The sequence below is a fragment of the Methylobacterium ajmalii genome (assembly GCF_036448855.1).
GTDB classification, from domain to species: domain Bacteria; phylum Pseudomonadota; class Alphaproteobacteria; order Rhizobiales; family Beijerinckiaceae; genus Methylobacterium; species Methylobacterium ajmalii.
This window is the reverse complement of sequence record NZ_JAZFXT010000068.1, coordinates 144,643-163,008: the sequence shown is the minus strand read 5'-3', so window position 1 is coordinate 163,008 and position 18,366 is coordinate 144,643. Positions and strand designations below refer to the sequence as shown.

General features: G+C 69.9%; 15 protein-coding genes and 1 pseudogene. 9 read left to right on the top strand and 7 right to left on the bottom strand.

The window, feature by feature from the left end; translation table 11 throughout:
• Positions 1-93: 93 nt before the first annotated feature.
• A complete protein-coding gene (locus V3T34_RS28200; protein ID WP_305078329.1) occupies positions 94-648 on the top strand; it encodes an Lrp/AsnC family transcriptional regulator in 555 nt (184 codons plus the stop codon).
• A gap of 268 nt (positions 649-916) precedes the next feature.
• Here V3T34_RS28200 and V3T34_RS28195 read toward each other — a convergent pair whose 3' ends face one another.
• Positions 917-1,771, bottom strand: coding sequence for a prephenate dehydratase (locus tag V3T34_RS28195; protein ID WP_305078328.1), 855 nt, complete (start codon positions 1,769-1,771; stop codon positions 917-919).
• A gap of 19 nt (positions 1,772-1,790) precedes the next feature.
• The gene (locus tag V3T34_RS28190; protein WP_060847918.1) at positions 1,791-2,534 is read right to left on the bottom strand and encodes a 3-deoxy-manno-octulosonate cytidylyltransferase; all 744 of its coding nucleotides are present in this window, start codon (positions 2,532-2,534) and stop codon (positions 1,791-1,793) included.
• A gap of 287 nt (positions 2,535-2,821) precedes the next feature.
• Between V3T34_RS28190 and V3T34_RS28185 the strand changes: the two genes are divergently transcribed.
• From V3T34_RS28185 to V3T34_RS28170, 4 genes are all read left to right on the top strand, one after another.
• Positions 2,822-3,361, top strand: a complete 540-nt coding sequence (locus V3T34_RS28185) for a c-type cytochrome (protein ID WP_060847917.1) — start codon at positions 2,822-2,824, stop codon at positions 3,359-3,361.
• A gap of 169 nt (positions 3,362-3,530) precedes the next feature.
• Positions 3,531-5,453: an extracellular solute-binding protein gene (locus V3T34_RS28180; RefSeq protein WP_305078327.1), complete on the top strand. Its 1,923-nt coding sequence runs from the start codon at positions 3,531-3,533 to the stop codon at positions 5,451-5,453.
• A complete protein-coding gene (locus V3T34_RS28175) occupies positions 5,453-7,306 on the top strand; it encodes an extracellular solute-binding protein (protein WP_305078326.1) in 1,854 nt (617 codons plus the stop codon). The genes V3T34_RS28180 and V3T34_RS28175 overlap by 1 nt, the downstream gene beginning before the upstream one ends.
• A 4-nt stretch (positions 7,307-7,310) precedes the next feature.
• Complete coding sequence (locus tag V3T34_RS28170; protein ID WP_060847915.1) at positions 7,311-8,417, top strand: microcin C ABC transporter permease YejB; 1,107 nt, start codon at positions 7,311-7,313, stop codon at positions 8,415-8,417.
• Positions 8,418-8,758: 341 nt separating this feature from the next.
• Here the strand turns inward: V3T34_RS28170 and V3T34_RS28165 are convergent, their stop codons facing one another.
• Positions 8,759-9,394, bottom strand: coding sequence for a TetR/AcrR family transcriptional regulator (locus tag V3T34_RS28165; protein ID WP_060847914.1), 636 nt, complete (start codon positions 9,392-9,394; stop codon positions 8,759-8,761).
• Positions 9,395-9,500: 106 nt separating this feature from the next.
• Positions 9,501-9,698: a hypothetical protein gene (locus tag V3T34_RS28160; RefSeq protein ID WP_060847913.1), complete on the bottom strand. Its 198-nt coding sequence runs from the start codon at positions 9,696-9,698 to the stop codon at positions 9,501-9,503.
• Between the two features lie 167 nt (positions 9,699-9,865).
• Between V3T34_RS28160 and V3T34_RS28155 the strand changes: the two genes are divergently transcribed.
• On the top strand, positions 9,866-10,432 hold the full coding sequence (locus V3T34_RS28155; protein ID WP_060847912.1) for a glutathione peroxidase: 567 nt from the start codon (positions 9,866-9,868) through the stop codon (positions 10,430-10,432).
• Between the two features lie 231 nt (positions 10,433-10,663).
• On the opposite strand, the gene V3T34_RS28150 is transcribed toward V3T34_RS28155, so the two are convergent.
• The 3 genes from V3T34_RS28150 to V3T34_RS28140 form a co-directional block, all read right to left on the bottom strand.
• A complete protein-coding gene (locus V3T34_RS28150) occupies positions 10,664-12,478 on the bottom strand; it encodes an NADPH-dependent assimilatory sulfite reductase hemoprotein subunit (protein ID WP_060847911.1) in 1,815 nt (604 codons plus the stop codon).
• Between the two features lie 213 nt (positions 12,479-12,691).
• Entirely contained in the window at positions 12,692-14,464 is a 1,773-nt protein-coding gene (locus V3T34_RS28145; RefSeq protein ID WP_305078325.1) for a diflavin oxidoreductase, read from the bottom strand.
• A gap of 108 nt (positions 14,465-14,572) precedes the next feature.
• Positions 14,573-15,064 (bottom strand): Lrp/AsnC family transcriptional regulator, encoded by a 492-nt coding sequence (locus V3T34_RS28140; RefSeq protein ID WP_060847909.1) that lies wholly within the window; start codon positions 15,062-15,064, stop codon positions 14,573-14,575.
• A gap of 223 nt (positions 15,065-15,287) precedes the next feature.
• On the opposite strand from V3T34_RS28140, the gene V3T34_RS28135 reads away from it, so the two are divergent.
• From V3T34_RS28135 to cysN, 3 genes and pseudogenes are all read left to right on the top strand, one after another.
• Positions 15,288-16,121 carry a phosphoadenylyl-sulfate reductase gene (locus V3T34_RS28135; RefSeq protein WP_305078324.1) on the top strand — a complete coding sequence of 278 codons (834 nt, stop codon included), beginning with the start codon at positions 15,288-15,290 and terminating at the stop codon, positions 16,119-16,121.
• Positions 16,118-17,053 carry a sulfate adenylyltransferase subunit CysD gene (gene cysD, locus V3T34_RS28130; protein WP_060847907.1) on the top strand — a complete coding sequence of 312 codons (936 nt, stop codon included), beginning with the start codon at positions 16,118-16,120 and terminating at the stop codon, positions 17,051-17,053. The genes V3T34_RS28135 and cysD overlap by 4 nt, the downstream gene beginning before the upstream one ends.
• Positions 17,053-18,361 (top strand): annotated as a pseudogene (cysN, locus tag V3T34_RS28125) (sulfate adenylyltransferase subunit CysN); the annotation flags it as partial. The gene cysD and the pseudogene cysN, both read left to right, overlap by 1 nt.
• Positions 18,362-18,366: the final 5 nt, after the last annotated feature.

Here is an 18,366-nt window from a genome sequence, read left to right as displayed (position 1 = left end):
CCCGCGACGCTTGATTTCCCCGACTGTAGACCGGTCCGGCCGGATGGTCCTCGCCGATTTTCGCGGCTAAAGCGGGCGATCGGAGAACGCAGCATGGCATTGAAGGGCGAAACGCCGAACAAGCGTTCCGTGCGGGCGCAAGCGCAGCGGAAGGTCGCCGAGCCGCACCGGCTCGACGAGATCGACCGCAGGATCCTGGGCGCCCTGCGGGCGGACGGGCGGCTGACGATCGCAGGCCTCGCCGAGCGGGTCGGGCTGTCGCAATCCCCCTGCTGGACTCGGCTGCGGCGCCTGGAGGAGGCCGGGCTGATCCGCGATTACGTCGCCCTGCTCGACCACCGGGCGCTCGGCATCCCGGACGTGGTCTTCATCGAGGTGACCCTCGACAAGCACGACGACGCGGTGCTGGAGGCCTTCGGCACCGAGATCCTGCGCATCCCCGAGGTGCTGGAGGTGCACCTGGTGACCGGCGAGTACGATTACATGATCAAGGTCGCGGTCAGCGGCACCGCGCATTACGAGCGGTTCCTGCGCGAAAAGCTCTATCGCATCCGCGGCATCCGCCAGTCGCGCTCGGTCTTCGCCCTGAGGACCCTGAAGCAGGAGGTCTCGGTCGATCCCGTGGCGATCGCCCGGCAGGCGCCCTGACGCGGGTACGCGGGAACCGGTCGTCCCGGCGGCGGCGTCACGGGGGCATCCCGGGGCCGCGTCGCGGACGGCGCGGAAACCGCGGCGCGGGGTGTCCCGGATACCGGCTCTCACGGGACGTTCGGCAGGCTCGAAGGTCCCGAGCGCCGTCCGCCTGCGACGCGATCGGGCGAGGCTCCGAGGACCGCCCGCCCGGATCCCGGGCTCCCTTCGCGGTCCCGGAGGGACACGGACAGCGACCGGGCGTCGCCTCCGCGTCCCGGTCCCGTCACTCCGCCGGCGGCCGGGCGCTCTCGCGGAACGGGTGGGCCGGATAGGTGCCGATGATCCGGATCGCGCTCGAGAAGTAGGCGAGCTCATCGAGCGCCCGGCGCAGGGACGGCTCCTCCGGGTGGCCGTCGACCTCGGCGTAGAACTGAGTCGCGGTGAACTGGCCCTCGACCATGTAGCTCTCGAGCTTGGTCATGTTGACGCCGTTCGTGGCGAAGCCGCCCAGCGCCTTGTAGAGCGCCGCCGGGATGTTGCGGACCCGGAACATGAAGCTCGTCACCGTCGGGCCGGAACCCGCCGGGGGCACCACCGGCTCGCGGGAGAGCACCACGAAGCGGGTGGTGTTGTGCTCCTCGTCCTCGACGTTCTCGGCCAGGATCGACAGGCCGTAGATCTCGGCGGCGAGCCGGGGCGACAGCGAGGCGCGGGTGCGGTCGCCGGCCTCGGCGACCTGGCGGGCGGCGCCGGCGGTGTCGGGCGCGACCACCGCCTTGAGGCCGAGCCGCCGGATGATCTTGCGGCACTGGCCGAGCGCGTGGACGTGGCTGTGCACGGTGCGGATCTCGTCGAGCGCCACGCCCGGCAGGGCCATGAGCTGGAAGCGGATCGGCAGGAACTGCTCGCCGATGATGTGGAGGCCCGAGGCCGGCAGCATATGGTGGATGTCGGCGACGCGGCCCGCGATCGAGTTCTCGATCGGGATCATGCCCAGCGCCGCCGAGCCGTCCTGCACCGCCGTCAGCGCGTCCTCGAAGGTGGCGCAGGGCAGCGGCGTCCAGTCCGGATAGGCCTCGTTGATGATGATGTGCGAGTTGGCGCCGGGCTCGCCCTGGTAGGAGATCGTCTGGTTCATCGCGCAAGCTCTTCGGGGATCAGTTCAGGCGCCGGGCGGCCAGGACGGCGCGGGCGCGCTCGAGGTCGTGGGGGGTGTCGACGCCGAGCGGCACGTCGTCCACCACCACGGCGTCGATCCGCATTCCGGCCTCGAGCGCCCGCAGCTGCTCGAGCTTCTCGCGCAGCTCGAGCGGGCTCGGCGGCAGCGCCACGAAGCGGGCGAGCGCCCGGCGGCGATAGGCGTAGAGCCCGATATGGTGGAGGAGGGGGCCGTCGCCGTAGGGCGCGGTGGCGCGGGTGAAGTAGAGCGCCCGCAGCCGCCCCGGCGCGATCTCGGAGCCGACGAGCTTGACGACGCTCGGCTCGGTCCGCTCCTCGGGCCGGGTGATGACGGCGCACAGCGTCGCGATGTCCACCCCTCGGTCGGCCAGCGGCACCACGGAGGCGGCGATCGCCCTGGGGTCGATGGTCGGCAGGTCGCCCTGCACGTTCACCACCACGTCGTGGCGCCCCTCCGGATCGATCACCTCCAGGGCCTCGGCGAGGCGGTCGGAGCCCGACGGGTGATCGGGCCGGGTCATCACCGCCAGTCCCCCCACCGCCTCGACCGCCTGCACGATGGCGGGCGTGTCGGTGCAGACCACCACCGGCCCGAGGCCGGCCTCGATCGCGCGGCGCCAGACATGCACGATCATCGGCTCGCCGGCGATGTCGGCCAGCGGCTTCTCGGGCAGGCGGGTCGCGGCGAGGCGGGCGGGGATCAGGACGAGCGGGTCGGACATGCGGGGGGCTTCGCATCCTGCGGGGCGTCGGTTGCCCGGCGAGCCGCGGCTCTTAGCAGTGCGGGCGGGGCTTGTCATGACGGCCGGCTTCGGCGGGGCCCCTGATCGCGGCGGACGCCAACCGTGGCGCCGTCCACACGCCGGCGCTCTGCGACGAACCGACGATGTTTAGAGCCATTGTCAACGGTGTCGCAGAACGGCTAAGCACCGGCGGACTATCACTGCGGCGTGGCGCCGGGCCGCGCCTCGAATCGCCCCTGCTCACCGGAGCATCGGAGCTGCCGAGAATGGATTCCTTCGAGCTTAACAAGGTCGCCGGCGCAGTGCTCGGCGCCCTTCTCCTCGCGATGGGGACGGGCTTCGTGGCCGAGCTGATCTACAAGCCGAAGCCGGCGGGTGATCGCGGCTATGCCCTGCCCGCCGCCGAGGAGAATGCCGGCGCCGCCGCGCCCGCCGCCGCCAAGGAGGAGCCGCTGCCCGTGCGCCTCGCCAGCGCCGACGCCACCAAGGGCCAGGCCGCCGCCAAGAAGTGCATGGCCTGCCACAGCTTCGAGAAGGGCGGCCCGAACAAGGTCGGTCCCGACCTCTACGGCGTCGTCGAGCGGCCGAAGGGCAGCCACGAGGGCTTCGGCTACTCCGCCGCCATGAAGGCCAAGGGCGGCAACTGGACCTACGAGGACCTGGACCACTTCCTGCACGCCCCCAAGCAGTACGTGCAGGGCACCATCATGGCCTTCGCGGGCGTGCCCTCGGGCGCCGAGCGGGCCGACATCCTGGCCTACCTCAAGACCCTCTCCGACAAGCCGGTCGACTTCCCCAAGCCCTGACGGGCGGATGGGCGACCGCAGGACGAAGCATCGCGTGAACGCAAGGCCGGGCGAGAGCCCGGCCTTTCTCGTCCCGGGCCCCCTGCGCGGACGCGCCCGGGTTGGCGGAGCCGCACCCCGCGACCTAGAACGGGGGTGAAACCCGTTTCCAGCCGGAGGATCGCCCCGCGTGATCGCACGCCCCCTTACCCGCCGCGCCGCCCTCGCCCTCCTGGGAGCCGCCGCCCTGCCGGCGCAGGCCCCGGCCCAGACGCCGGGGACCGCCCCGGCAGGCAGTGCGGCCCCGGCCGGGACGGCCCCTCCCGACGGGGGCTGGCGCCACGGCCTGTCGCTCCTCGGCGAGCCGAAATACCCGCCGGGCTTCACGCATTTCGACTACGCCAACCCCGACGCGCCGAAGGGCGGGCTGGTGCGGTTCGGCTCCCAGGGCTCGTTCGACAACTTCAACATGATCGTGGCCGGGGTGAAGGGCGACCTCGAGAGCCAGATCCCGCTGATCTACGACACCCTGCTGGCCCAGGCGCAGGACGAGGCCTCGACCTATTACGGCCTGCTCGCCGACGGGGTGCGCCCGGCCGAGGACATCGGCAGCGTCGTCTACCGCCTGCGGCCGGAGGCGCGCTGGCACGACGGCAAGCCGGTGACCACCGACGACGTGGTCTTCTCCTTCGAGGTCCTGAAGGAGAACAGCCCGCAATACGCCGCCTACTACCACAACGTGACGAAGGCCGAGGCGACTGGCCCGCGCGAGGTCACCTTCACCTTCGCCGAGAAGGGCAACCGCGAGTTGCCCCAGATCGTCGGCCAGCTGCCGGTGCTGCCCAAGCACTGGTGGCAAGGCAAGGACGCCAGCGGCAAGACCCGCAACCCGACCGAGACGACGCTCGAGATCCCGCTCGGATCGGGCCCCTACCGCCTCGCCCGGTTCGACGCCGGCCGCACCGCCACCTACGAGCGGGTTCCGGATTACTGGGGCCGCGACCTTCCGGTAAACCGCGGCGCCAACAACTTCGACACCCAGCGCGCCGAGTATTTTCGCGATGCGACGGTGATGATCGAGGCGTTCAAGGCCGACCAGTTCGACTGGCGCACCGAGAACATCGCCCGCAACTGGGCCACCGCCTATGACGGCTTCCCGGCCGTGCGCGAGGGCCGGATCCTCAAGGAGGAGTTTCCGCAGGCCGGCATGGGCATCATGCAGGCCTTCACCCTCAACCTGCGGCGCAAGAAGTTTTCCGACGAGCGGGTGCGCCGGGCCTTCAACCTCGCCTTCGACTTCGAGGAGATGAACCGCACCCTGTTCTACGGGCTCTACAAGCGTGTCGACTCGTTCTTCTTCGGCACCGAGCTGGCCTCGTCCGGCCTGCCCGAGGGCCGCGAGCGGGCGATCCTGGAGAGCGTCAAGGACAAGGTGCCGGCCTCGGTCTTCACCGCGCCCTACAAGAACCCCGTCAACGGCAGCGCGGAAGCCGTGCGGGCGAACCTGCGCGAGGCCGTGCGCCTGTTCCAGGAGGCCGGGTACGAGATCCGCGGCAACCAGATGGTCGAGAAGGCCAGCGGCCAGCCCTTCACGGTCGAGTTCCTCGGCTACGACAACTCGGCCGAGCGGGTGGTGCTGCCCTACCGCGCGGCGCTCGAGCGCGTCGGCCTCAAGGTGAGCCTGCGGGTCGTCGATCCGGCCCAGTACCAGAACCTGGTGCGCGGCTTCGACTTCGACGCGCTGGCCCTGAGCAACTGGGCCGAATCGCTCTCGCCCGGCAACGAGCAGCGCGACTTCTGGGGCTCGGCCGCCGCCGACCGGCCGGGCTCGCGCAATTACGCGGGCATCAAGGATCCGGGCGTCGACGCGCTCATCGACAAGGTGATCTACGCCGGCGACCGCGAGGAGCTGGTGGCCGCGACCCGGGCGCTGGACCGGGTGCTGCTCGCCCATAACTACGTCGTGCCGCAATGGTCCTCGAACGTGTCGCGGACCCTGCGCTGGAACCGGTTCGCCCATCCGGCGGTGCTGCCGAAATACGGCGCCTCGGGCTTCCCGACGACCTGGTGGTACGACAAGGATCTCGCGGCCAAGACCGGGGCGGCGCGCTGATGCGGCGGCGCACCTTCCTCGCCGGAAGCGGGGCGGCCCTGCTCGCCGCCCGCGTGCCCGTCCCGGGCCCCGCCTTGGCGGAGGAGACCGAGCGCCACGGCCTGTCCGGCTTCGGCGACCTGAAATACCCGGTCGACTTCCCGCGCTTCGCCTATGTCGACCCGATGGCGCCGAAGGGCGGGACGTTCTCGGCCACGCTTTCGACCACCACCGGCAACCAGGCCTTCGAGACCTTCAACACCCTCAACATCTACGTGCTGAAGGGCGACGGCGCCGCCGGCATGGACCTGACCTTCGACAGCCTGATGGTCCGGGCCCTCGACGAGCCGGACGCCCTCTACGGCCTCGTCGCCCGCAGCGTGTCGGTGAGCGCGGACGGGCTGGCCTACCGCTTCGCGTTGCGCCCGCAGGCGCGCTTCCACGACGGCTCGCGGCTCACCGCCCGCGACGTCGCCTTCTCGATCCTGACGCTCAAGGAGAAGGGCCACCCGCAGATCGCCGCGGTCCTGCGCGACGTCGCCGGGGCGAGCGCGGACGGCGACGACGCCGTGGTGGTGCGCTTCGCCCCAGGCCGCAGCCGCGACCTGCCGCTCCTCGTCGCCGAGCTGCCGATCTTCTCGGAGGCGTATTACCGGCGCCGCGACTTCGAGGCCTCGACGCTCGAGCCGCCGCTCGGCTCCGGCGCCTACCGGGTCTCTCGCTTCGAGGTCGGCCGCTTCATCGCCTTCGAGCGCGTCGCCGATTACTGGGGCGCCGACCTGCCGGTGACCGTCGGCCAGAACAACTTTTCCGAGATCCGCTACGAGTATTTCCGCGATCGCGACGTGGCGTTCGAGGCGTTCAAGGCCGGCACCTTCACCTGGCGCGAGGAGTTCACCTCCCGGGTCTGGGCCACCGGCTACGATTTTCCGGCCGTCCAGGAGGGACGGGTCAAGCGCGAGACGGTGCCGGACCACACGCCCTCGGCCACTCAAGGGTGGTTCCTCAACACCCGCCGGCCGGTCTTTCGCGATCCCCGCATCCGCGAGGCGATCGGGCTCGCCTTCGACTTCGAATGGTCGAACCAGAACCTGATGTACGGCGCTTACACGCGCACCGCCTCGTTCTTCGAAAAATCCGACCTGAAGGCCGAGGGGATGCCGGCGCCCGAGGAGCTGGCGCTGCTCGAGCCGTTCCGCGGAAAGGTGCCCGACGAGGTCTTCGGCGAGCCGTGGTCGCCGCCGCGCTCGGACGGGTCGGGCCAGGACCGGGCGCTCCTGCGCCGCGCCGACGGGCTCCTGCGCCAGGCCGGCTGCACCCGCGAGGGCGGGGTGATGAAGCTGCCGGACGGCCAGCCGCTCGCCTTCGAGTTCCTGGATTCCTCGCCGGTCTTCCAGCCGCTGCTGCAATCCTACATCAAGAACCTGGCCCTGCTCGGCATCCGGGCGAGCTCGCGCCTCGTCGACGCGGCGCAGTACCAGGCGCGGCTCAAGGATTTCGACTTCGACGTGATCTCGACGCGGTTCGGCGGCTCGCCGACGCCGGGCGCCGGCTTGCGCGAAGTCTACGGCAGCCGGGCCGCCAAGGTGCCGGGGTCGCAGAACCTCGCCGGAATCGAGAACCCGGCCGCCGACGCGATGCTCGACCGCATCGCCGACGCGACCTCGCGGGCGGACCTCACCACCGCCTGCCGGGCGCTCGACCGGGTGCTGCGGGCCGGCCGCTACTGGGTGCCGATGTGGTACTCCGGCACCCATCGCCTGGCGCTGTGGGACCTGTACGGCCGCCCGCGCGACCTGCCCCGCTACGGCCTCGGCGTGCCCGCCCTGTGGTGGCACGATGCCGACAAGGCCCGAAAGATCGGACGGACCTGACCTCATGGCCGCCTACATCCTGCGCCGGCTCCTCCTGATGATCCCGACGATCCTCGGGATCATGCTGATCTCCTTCGTCATCGTGCAGTTCGCCCCCGGCGGGCCGGTGGAACGGGTGCTGGCCCAGCTCCAGGGCCAGAACACCGCGATGTCCCGGGTCACCGGCGGCGGCGGCGACCTCGCCGGGCGCGGCGGCACCTCCCAGGCCGGGGGAGGGGAATCCAATTCCCGCTACCGCGGCGCGCAAGGCCTCGACCCGGCTTTCATCAAGCGCCTGGAGCAGCAATTCGGCTTCGACAAGCCGGCGCCCGAGCGCTTCGCGAAGATGCTGTGGGACTACGCCCGCTTCGATTTCGGCAAGAGCTACTTTCGCGACGTCTCGGTGCTGCAGCTGATCCGCGAGAAGCTGCCGGTCTCGATCAGCCTCGGCCTGTGGATGACGCTGATCTCCTACGCGATCTCGATTCCGCTCGGCATCCGCAAGGCGGTGCGGGACGGCTCGCCCTTCGACGTCTGGACGTCGGGCGTCGTCATCGTCGGCTACGCCATCCCCGGCTTCCTGTTCGCGATCCTGCTGATCGTGCTGTTTGCCGGCGGATCGTTCTTCCAGGTCTTCCCGCTGCGCGGGCTCACCAGCGAGGGCTGGTCGCAATTCCCGCTCTGGCAGAAGGTGACGGACTACCTCTGGCACCTCACGCTGCCGATCGTCGCCATGGCGATCGGGGCCTTCGCCACCTCGACGCTTCTGACCAAGAACTCGTTCCTCGACGAGATCCGCAAGCAATACGTGCTGACCGCCCGGATGAAGGGTCTGTCCGAGCGCCAGGTGCTCTACGGCCACGTCTTCCGCAACGCGATGCTGATCGTGGTGGCGGGATTTCCCGGGGCGTTCATCTCGGCGTTCTTCGCCGGCTCGCTCCTGATCGAGACCATCTTCAGCCTCGACGGGCTCGGGCTGCTCTCGTTCGAGTCGATCGTGAACCGCGACTACCCGGTGGTGTTCGCCAACCTCTACATCTTCTCGCTGCTGGGCCTGGTGGTGAACCTGCTCTCCGACCTGACCTACAGCTGGATCGACCCGCGGATCGACTTCGAATCCCGGGCGGCGTGATACGATTTCCGCATCGCGAAGCGATCAACCGGAAATCGTCGGAGCCGTCCCGGGACGTTTCGGAGCCTGTTCGACCGATCGGCATACTGTATCCCACCGGCAACCTCATCCTGAGGCGTTGGCGAGCGGAGATCGCACGCGATCGATGATCGCCGGCATCTCAGGATGAGGTGAAGGGAAGGATAGGAAATCCCCTCGCGATCGTGACGTCGCAAGGCAAACAGGCTCGCATACGGAAGATCCTGCCGGGCGCATCCGCGGGTGCAAACGGGAGAGGCGGCGAACGGCCGGCGGGCCGGACCCGCGCACCACCGGGGCCGGCCGAACCGCCTTGCGGGGGCTCAGTGCGCCGGTGCCGCCCGCCCCGCCTTCAGCGCGCCGATCAGGAACGCGATCATCGCGTCGAGGTCCGGGACGAAATCGTCCGGGCACTGCACCACCAGCACCGGGTGGCAGTAGCGCACGATCGCCGCATGGACGCAGCGCGCCGCCACCGCAGGATCCTCGACCGCGAACTCGCCCCGCGCCGCGCCGTCGGCGATGACGCGCTCCAGCACCGCGGTGATCCGGTCGACGTGGTGGCGGCAGACATCCCAGCTCTCGGACATCGCCGCCTCGACCATCTCGTGCATCCGGGGATGGCCGGTGAAGCGGCCGACGGCGTCGCGGTGCAGGAAGACGATGACCTCGCGCATACGTGCCTCGGCGGTGAGCCCGGGCCGATCGGCGAGGGCGGCGATGCGCGCCTCGACCTCGCCGATGAGACGCGCCACCACCGCCTCGTTGATCGCCTTCTTCGAATCGAAGAACCGATAGACGTTGGCGGGGCTCATCCGAAGGGTCTTGGCGATGTCGGCCACCGTGGTCTTCTGGTAGCCGATCTCACGGAAGAAGCGTTCGGCCGTCGCCAGGATGCGGCAGCGGGTATCGGGCGGCGATTCCTCGACCGGCGAGGGGACGGACAGGGCAGGGATCATCCACGAAGCCTATCGTGCCGGTCGCATCGGGGTCAAAAGGCCCAGGCAACCTCGGAGCCGAGTGTGGCATCTGCGTCACCCGGCTCCGGCTGTCAGGGGCCGCGCGTCAGGACCCGAACTGCGAGCCGAGCCGTTCCAGGTACTCGGCGAGATCGATCCCGCCGACCTTCTTGCCGTAGTCGAACCGCGCGCCGGGCCGGATCGCCACGCTCTCGCGGGCGGTGGTCAGGGTCACGGGCCGGGTGCAGACCCAGGCGCCATCGCGGCGATGCTCGAAGTAATTCAGGATCTCGTGCCGGTCCACGTCTGACCTCCCGACCAATGTGATCGGACAACGTGACAGTCGGTTGGAAGTTCATCGAGAGACGATCCGACCACACGACCTTGTGCAAGCGTGGCCGTACGTCGGCGCTTGCGCCGGCCGGGACAGCGCGACACAGTCGGGCGAGGTCATCAAGGAGATGTTTCGCCATGCCGCTCGCCCGACGCGAGGCCCTGGTCCTGATCGGAAGCGCGCTGGTGCTGCCGGCCCGCGCCGCATCGCAGCAGAGCGCCGTCACCGCCTCGGCCTTCGGCTTCGCCAAGCCCGAGGGCGGCAGCCTCGCGCTGGCCGGCCTTGCCGGCAAGCCGATCCTGGTCGTCAACACGGCGACCGCCTGCGGCTACGCCCCGCAATTCTCAGGGCTGCAGCAGCTCTGGACCCGGTTCGGCTCCCGCGGGCTGACGGTGATCGCGGTGCCCTCGCCGGATTTCGGCCGTCAGGAACCCCTCGACGGGATGGCGATCGCCGAGGCCGCGCGCAAGAACCACGGCGTCACCTTCCCGGTGGTGGGCAAGACCAGCGTGACGGGGCCTCAGGCACACCCGTTCTACCGCTGGGCCGCCGCCGAGAAGCCGGCCGAGACCCCGCGCTGGAACTTCCACAAGTACCTGGTCGGCCGCGACGGCCACCTGGCGGCGGCCTTCGCCACGCCGGTCGAGCCGACGGACACGCGGGTGATCGCGGCGATCGTCAAGGAACTGGACGCGGCGGGGTGAGGGCTTCCGGTTCGCGAGAGGGAAAGCCAGAGGCCTCTCACGCGATCCCACCCGCAGCCTCATCCTGAGGTGTTAGCCGATCAACGATCGGCTGACCTCGAAGGAGGGCACCAGGGATCGCCGAGACATCCGGAGCCCTCCTTCGAGGTCAGTCCATTACAATGGACTGACACCTCAGGATGAGGTCGAGAATGAGTTCGGCGACCCTTTTTCGATCTTTCGCAGCCCCGCTCAGGCCACCGCCTTCTGCGCGCCGGTCTGGACGTGGAAGTCCGGCCCGTTGCCGGTCTTCGCCACGTAGCCGGCCCGGATCACGAAGTCGCCGAAGCGCTCGCCCTTCGTCCGGTCCTTGGCGTAGGCCGCGAAGAGCGGATCGAGCTTGGGGCGGATGTCGGCGGCCGTGACGTCCTCGGCGTAGAGCTTGCTCAGCCGCGAGCCGTCGAAGGCGGCGCCGAGATAGAGGTTGTAGCGCTCGGGGCCGCGGCCGACGAGGCCGATCTCGGCGATGAACGGCCGGGCGCAGCCGTTCGGGCAGCCGGTCATCCGGATGGTGATGTCGTCCTCGGCCAGGCCGTGCGAGGCCAGGCTCTCCTCCAGCTCGTCGATCAGGCTCGGCAGGTAGCGCTCGCTCTCGGCGAGAGCCAGGCCGCAGGTCGGCAGCGCCACGCAGGCGAGGCTGTTGCGGCGCAAGGCCCCTGCACCGGTGGTGAGGCCGTATTCCTGCACCAGCGCGTCGATCTCCGCCTTCTTGTCCGCCGGGACGTTGGCGATGATGACGTTCTGGTTGCCGGTAAGGCGGAAATCGCCCTGGTGCACCTCGGCGATGCGGCGCAGGCCGGCCAGGAATTGCGGCCCGCCCTCGACGTCCTTGATCCGGCCCGACGGCACGTAGAGCGTCAGGTGGTGCTTGCCGTCGTCGCCCGCGACCCAGCCGTAGCGGTCGCCGTTGCCCGTGAAGGTGAACGGCTTCGGATCCTGGAAGGCGCGGCCGACCCGCTTCTCGACCTCGGCCCGGAAGGCCTTCAGGCCGTAGCGCTCGATCGTGTACTTCAGGCGGGCGTTCTTGCGGACGTTGCGGTTGCCCCAGTCGCGCTGGACGGTCATCACCGCCTCGGCGACCTTGAGGGCGTATTCCGGCTCGGAAAAGAGCATCACGTCGGCGGTGCGCGGGAAGGTGTCGGTCTCGCCGTGGGTCATGCCCATGCCGCCGCCGACGGTGACGTTCCAGCCCGTCACCTCGCCCTTCTTGTCGAGGATCGCGATGAAGCCGAGGTCGTGGGCGTAGACGTCGACCTCGTTGGAGGGCGGCACCGCCACGATGGTCTTGAACTTCCGCGGCAGGTAGGTCTTGCCGTAGACCGGCTCGACCTCGCTCGCATCCTCGCCCCCGACCACGCGCTCGCCGTCGAGCCAGATCTCGCGCCAGGCATTGGTCTTCGGCAGGAGGCTGTCGGAGATGTCCTTGGCCAGCTTGTAGGCCGCCTCGTGGGCGCCCTTCTGGGCCGGGTTCGTCGCCGCCATCACGTTGCGGTTGACGTCGCCGCAGGCCGCGATTGTGTCGAGCAAAGCCGCATCGATCGCCGCCATCGTGCGCTTGAGGTTCGACTTGATGACGCCGTGATACTGGAAGGTCTGGCGCGTCGTCGCCCGCAGGGTGCCGTTGGCGTAGGTGCGGGCGATCTCGTCGAGGATCAGCCACTGCTTCGGGGTCACGACGCCGCCGGCGATGCGCAGGCGGATCATGAACGAGTAGGCCTTGTCGAGCTTCTTCTTGGTGCGCTCGGCCCGCAGGTCGCGGTCGTCCTGCAGGTACATCCCGTGGAACTTCACGAGCTGCCCGTCATCGTCGGAGATCGCGCCGGTGGCATTCTTCAAGAGCCCCTCGGCGAGGGTGCCGCGCAGGTAGCCGCTGGCGATCTTGATGTGCTCGTTGGCCGAGAGCTTGGCGGCGCGCGCCGCTTCCGCCTCGGTGATCGGGCGCTCGGTCGGCGGCGTCTCGTAGACGCGCTCGGCGGGGGAGAGGTCGGCGGTCTTGTGGTCGGCCATGGGGTGTGTCCGTTCGGTCGCCGGGTATGGCGCATCATCTACCAGCGTCTCCGACGCCTGACAGCAGCGAACGAGACGCAGGAACCCCTCTCGGACGTGAGTAGGGGCAGGGGTGAGGGTGTGACACCTCGGAACTGGTTGCCGGAGCCAGGCTCCCTTCACCTCTCCCCGCCGGGCGGGGAGAGGGGACATGCGCACCCGGCGATGCGGATCCTAGTAGACGTCCTGCTGGTAGCGGTGGCTGCGCTCCAGGCCGGCCACGGCAGCCTCGGCGGCAGCCGCATCCAGACCCTTCACATCCGCGAAAGCCTTCACGAGAGCCGCCCGCACGTCCTTGGCCATCGCCTTGGCGTCGCCGCAGACGTAGAAATGGGCGCCGCCGTCGAGCCAGGACACCAGCTCGCGCCGCTGCTCCCAGATCCGGTCCTGGACGTAGACCTTCTCGGGCTGGTCGCGCGAGAAGGCGACGTCGATGCGGGCGAGCGACCCGTCCTCCAGGGCTTCCTGCCATTCGAGCTGGTATAGGAAGTCGTGGGTGAAGTGGCGATCGCCGAAGAACAGCCAGTTGCGGCCCGGAGCCTCGGTGGCGCGGCGCTCCTGCACGAAGGCGCGGAACGGCGCGACGCCGGTACCGGGGCCGACCATGATCACGTCGGTGCCCGGATCCTTCGGCAGGCGGAAATGCTTGTTGGGCTTCACCCGCACCTTGAGCTTGGCGCCGTTGCGGATGCGGTCCGCGACGTGGACCGAGGCGACGCCGGTGCGTGCCCGGTCGTGGGTGGTGTAGCGCACCGCCGCAATGGTCAGGTGGGCCTCGTCGCCGACCTCGGCCCGCGAGGAGGCGATCGAGTAGGCCCGCGGCGGCAGCGGCCGGGTGATGTCGGTGAGGTGTTGCGCCGACAGCTTGGCCGGATAGGTCTCGATCAGGTCGATGAGGTGCCGGCCCTCGATCCAGGCCCGGACCTCGTTCGATTCCATCAGGCGGCGCGCCTCCTCGTGGCCGGTGGCCTTGACGAAGCGCTCGACCGTGGCGGCCGACAGGGTGGTGATGTCGCGCTCGGCGAGCAGCGCCTGGCGCAGCACCGAATCGCCCTCGAGACCCGCGGCCTTGAGGATCTGGTCGACCAGCGTCGGGTCGTTCTCGGGATAGAGCTCGAGGGAGTCGCCGGGCTCGTAGGCCGGGGCGCCGTCCTCGAAGGCGAGCGCGAGGTGGATCGTCTCCTTGTCGGAGCGCGACGAGTTCAGGTTGACGTGCTCGATCACCTCGACGGTGACCGGCTCGCGGCTGACCTCGACCTCCTCGTCGGCGCCGGCCGCGCGGGCGAAGTCGACCGCCACGACGTTGCCGGCGGGCTCGGCAGGCGCGAGCGCCTTGAGGGCGTCCTTGATCCAGGCGGCGGCCGGCTTGTCGAAGTCGAGGTCGCAATCGATCCGCGGCAGCACGCGCTTGGCGCCCAGCGCCTCGAAGCGCTCGTCGAGGCGCTTACCCGTAGCGCAGAACTCGGCATACGAGGTGTCGCCCAGCGCCAGCACGCCGAACTCGACCCCGTCGAGGCGCGGCGCGCCCTCGCCCATGATCTCGCCGTAGGCGCGCACGGCCCGGGCCGGCGGCTCGCCCTCGCCCCAGGTGGCGGCGATGACGATGACGCGCTTCTCCTTGGAAAGCGCCGCCACGTCGAGGTCGGCGAAATCGACGACCTTCGGCTTGAAGCCGGACTTGCGCGCGAGCTTGGAGACGTCGCCGGCGAGCTTCTCCGAGTTGCCCGACTCGCTGGCGAACAGGATCGTCAGCGGCTCGGCGGCCCGCGGCGGCGCGGCCGGGGCCGGCGCCTCGGCGGCGGCGGCGCCTGCGGCGTCGAGCCCGGCGAGGAAGCCGGCGAGCCACGCCCGCTGCAGGGCGGTGGTGGAGCCGAGGGCGGCATCGAGATGGGCCCGCTCGGCGTCGCCGAAGGGAGCCGTGCGGGGAAGAAGCGCGGGGCGAGACATGCCCGCACAGATGTGCCCGCGCCGCCCCGGAGTCAACCGAAATGTTCTTTTTGAAGAACGCGTCCGCGGGAGATCGTCGTTATCGTCCGCAGGCGCTGAAAGAGAATATTATTTTCCACCCGCCGCGACCGGCTGTACGAACGGCGCCGTCGGCAGCGGCAGGGCGGTGGTGCTCTTCACCTTCTCCATGGCGAACCGGGAGGTGACGTTCTTCAGGGGCAGCCCGGCGATCAGGCGCTTGTAGAAGGCGTCGTAGGCCTGCATGTCCGCCACCACGACGCGGAGCATGTAATCCACGTCGCCGGCCATCCGGTAGAATTCCAGCACCTCGGGCATCCCCGCGACGGTGGCGGCGAAGCGCTCCAGCCACTCGCGCGAGTGGTCGCTGGTCTCGATCGAGACGAAGACCGTGAGGCCCAGGCCGAGCTTGACCGGGTCGAGCACCGCCACCCGGCGGTCGATCACCCCGTCCGCCTCGAGGCGCTGGATGCGCTTCCAGCACGGGGTCTGCGACAGGCCGACGCGCTCCCCGATCTGGGCGATCGACAGCGTCGCGTCGTTCTGGAGCAGGGCGAGGATCTTCAGATCGATGGCATCCACTGCGCGGCTCCGGTTTTGGAGAAGAATCTTTCAAGACTGACCCGAGGGAAGGGAACGGATTTTCCGCCGGGATCGTTGCCGAGGCTGCAATATCGGCCGGATGCGGTGGTGAGGGATCGAAATTCCCCGAAAAACACCGGGACCGCATCCCAGCCATGCCTTGACAGTGTTCGGTATAGCGAACAGTTACCCCCTCACACAAGCAGCCAATCCCGGGCTCTCCATGACCCTCTCCCTCGACCACGCGGCGCAAAACGCCCTGGCGGACGACCTGGCGGCGCGCCTGCGTCCCCTCGCCTTGTCGGAGCGCCTCGCGCTGATCGACGCGACGGTGGGCGGCCGCCTGGTCTTCACCACGAGCTTCGGCCTGGAGGACCAGGCGCTGACCCACGGCTTGCGCATGGCGAAGTCCCGCGCCGAGATCGTCACCCTCGATACCGGCCGGCTCTTCCCCGAGACCTACGACACCTGGGCCGAGACGGAAGCCGCCTACGGCTTCCGCATCCGCGCCTACGTGCCGGAGCGCGAGGCGGAGGAAAGCTTCGTCGCGGAATCCGGCATCAACGGCTTTCGCCACTCGGTCGCGGCGCGCCAGGCTTGCTGCGGCTTCCGCAAGGTCGAGCCGCTGGGCCGCGCGCTCGCCGGCGCCGCCGGCTGGCTCACCGGCCTGCGCGCCGGCCAGTCGGCCAACCGGGCCGAGACGCCGCTGGCGGAGGCCGACCCCGTCCGCGGCCTGGTCAAGCTGAACCCGATCGCCGACTGGACCCGCGAGGCGCTGGCCGAGCTGATCCGGCAGAACTACGTGCCCTACAACGTGCTGCACGACCGCGGCTTCCCGTCGATCGGCTGCGCGCCCTGTACCCGCGCGGTGAAGGTCGGCGAGCCCGAGCGCGCCGGCCGCTGGTGGTGGGAGCAGGCGGGCAAGCAGGAATGCGGCCTCCACGTCGCGGGTGCGCCCGGCAGCGAGATCAAGCCCGGTCGAGAGCCCGCCGCCTTCGAGCCGGCACAGTCTTCAGATACGTCTTCGAAAACATCCAACCCGGAGCTGGCCGCATGAGCGCCGCCCTCAAAGTCCGCACCGACGGGCTCGACCGCCTGACCCACCTCCAGCGCCTGGAGGCCGAGAGCATCCACATCATGCGGGAGACGGTCGCCGAGACCGAGAACCCGGTGATGCTGTACTCGATCGGCAAGGATTCCTCGGTCCTGCTGCACCTCGCGCTCAAGGCCTTCGCGCCCGGCCGCCTGCCGTTCCCGCTGCTGCACGTCGACACGACCTGGAAGTTCCGCGAGATGATCGCGTTCCGCGATCGTCGCGCCGAGGAGCTCGGGCTGGATCTCATCGTCCACACCAACCCGGACGGGCTCGCCCGCGGCATCGGGCCGGTGAGCCACGGCTCCGAGGTCCATACCGACGTGATGAAGACCCAGGCCCTGCGCCAGGCCCTCGACAAGCACAAGTTCGACGCGGCCTTCGGCGGCGCGCGGCGCGACGAGGAGGCCTCGCGGGCCAAGGAGCGCATCGTCTCGTTGCGCACCGCGCAGCACCGCTGGGACCCCAAGCGCCAGCGCGCCGAGCCCTGGCACCTCTACAACATGAAGAAGCAGCGCGGGGAGTCGTTGCGGGTCTTCCCGCTGTCGAACTGGACCGAGCTCGATATCTGGCTCTACATCGAGCAGGAGAACATCCCGATCGTCCCGCTCTACTATGCGGCCGAGCGCCCGGTGGTGAGCCGCGACGGTCAGCTGATCATGGTCGACGACGAGCGGCTGCCGCTGAACCCCGGCGAGACGCCGGAGATGCGGCTCGTGCGCTTCCGCACGCTCGGCTGCTACCCGCTGACCGGGGCGGTGGAGAGCGACGCCGCGACCCTGCCGGAGATCATCGGCGAGACGCTGGCCGCCCGCACCTCCGAGCGGCAGGGCCGGGTGATCGACAAGGACGGCGCCGGCGCCATGGAGCGCAAGAAGCAGGAAGGCTACTTCTGATGACCGTGCACCAATCCACCCGCGCCTTCGGCTACGAGGCCTTCCTCGCCGCCCACCAGCGCAAGGAAGTGCTGCGGTTCATCACCTGCGGCTCCGTCGACGACGGCAAGTCGACCCTGATCGGGCGGCTCCTGCACGACACCAAGCAGATCTTCGACGATCAGGTGAGCGCGCTGGAGCGCGATTCGCGCCGCCACGGCACGCGGGGCGGTGAGCTCGACCTCGCGCTCCTCGTCGACGGCCTCCAGGCCGAGCGCGAGCAGGGCATCACCATCGACGTCGCCTACCGGTTCTTCTCGACCGAGCGGCGCTCCTTCATCGTCGCCGACACCCCCGGCCACGTCCAGTACACCCGCAACATGGCGACCGGCGCCTCGACCGCCGAGGTCGCGGTGCTGCTGGTCGATGCCCGCAAGGGGCTGAGCCCGCAGACGAAGCGCCACGCGCTCCTGGTCTCGATGCTCGGCATCCGCCGCGTCGTGCTCGCCGTCAACAAGATGGACCTGATCGGCTGGTCGCAAGACCGGTTCGAGGCGATCGTCGCCGAGTTCCAGGCCTTCGCAAAGGACCTGCGCTTCACCGACGTCACCGGCATCCCGCTCTCGGCGGCGAACGGCGACAACGTCGTGCTGCCGGGCACCGCCGCCCCCTGGTACACCGGCGCGCCGCTGCTCCAGTACCTCGAAGAGGTGCCCGCGCACGTCGAGGAGGAGGCCGCCCCGTTCCGCATGGCGGTGCAGTGGGTCAACCGCCCGAATTCCGACTTCCGCGGCTTCTCCGGCCTGATCGCCTCGGGTGCGGTCGCGGTCGGCGACAAGGTGGTGGTGGCGCCCGCCGGCACCCCGTCCACGGTGGCCCGCATCTACACCTACGACGGCGACCTGGAGCGGGCCATCGCCGGCCAGTCGGTGACCCTGGTGCTCGCCGACGAGGTCGACGCCTCCCGCGGCAGCGTCATCACGGCGGCCGCGCAGCCGCCGATCGTCAGCGACCGGCTCGAGGTCCGGCTGTTCTGGGCCAACGAGGCCGAGCTGACGCCGGGCGCCACCTACCTCGCCAAGGTCGGCACCGTGACGGCGAATGCCGTGGTCGAGGCCGTGCGCGCGCGCATCGACACCGAGACCGGGCAGGGCGTGCCGGCCGAGTCGTTGAATGCCAACGACATCGGCGACGTGACGCTCAGCCTCGACCGCAAGGTCGCGGTCGACGCCTATCGCCAGAACCGCGACACCGGCAGCCTGATCCTGATCGACCGGGCCACCACCGACACCGCGGCCCTCGGCCTCGTCCAGGCGCTGCCGGCCGCTCCGCAG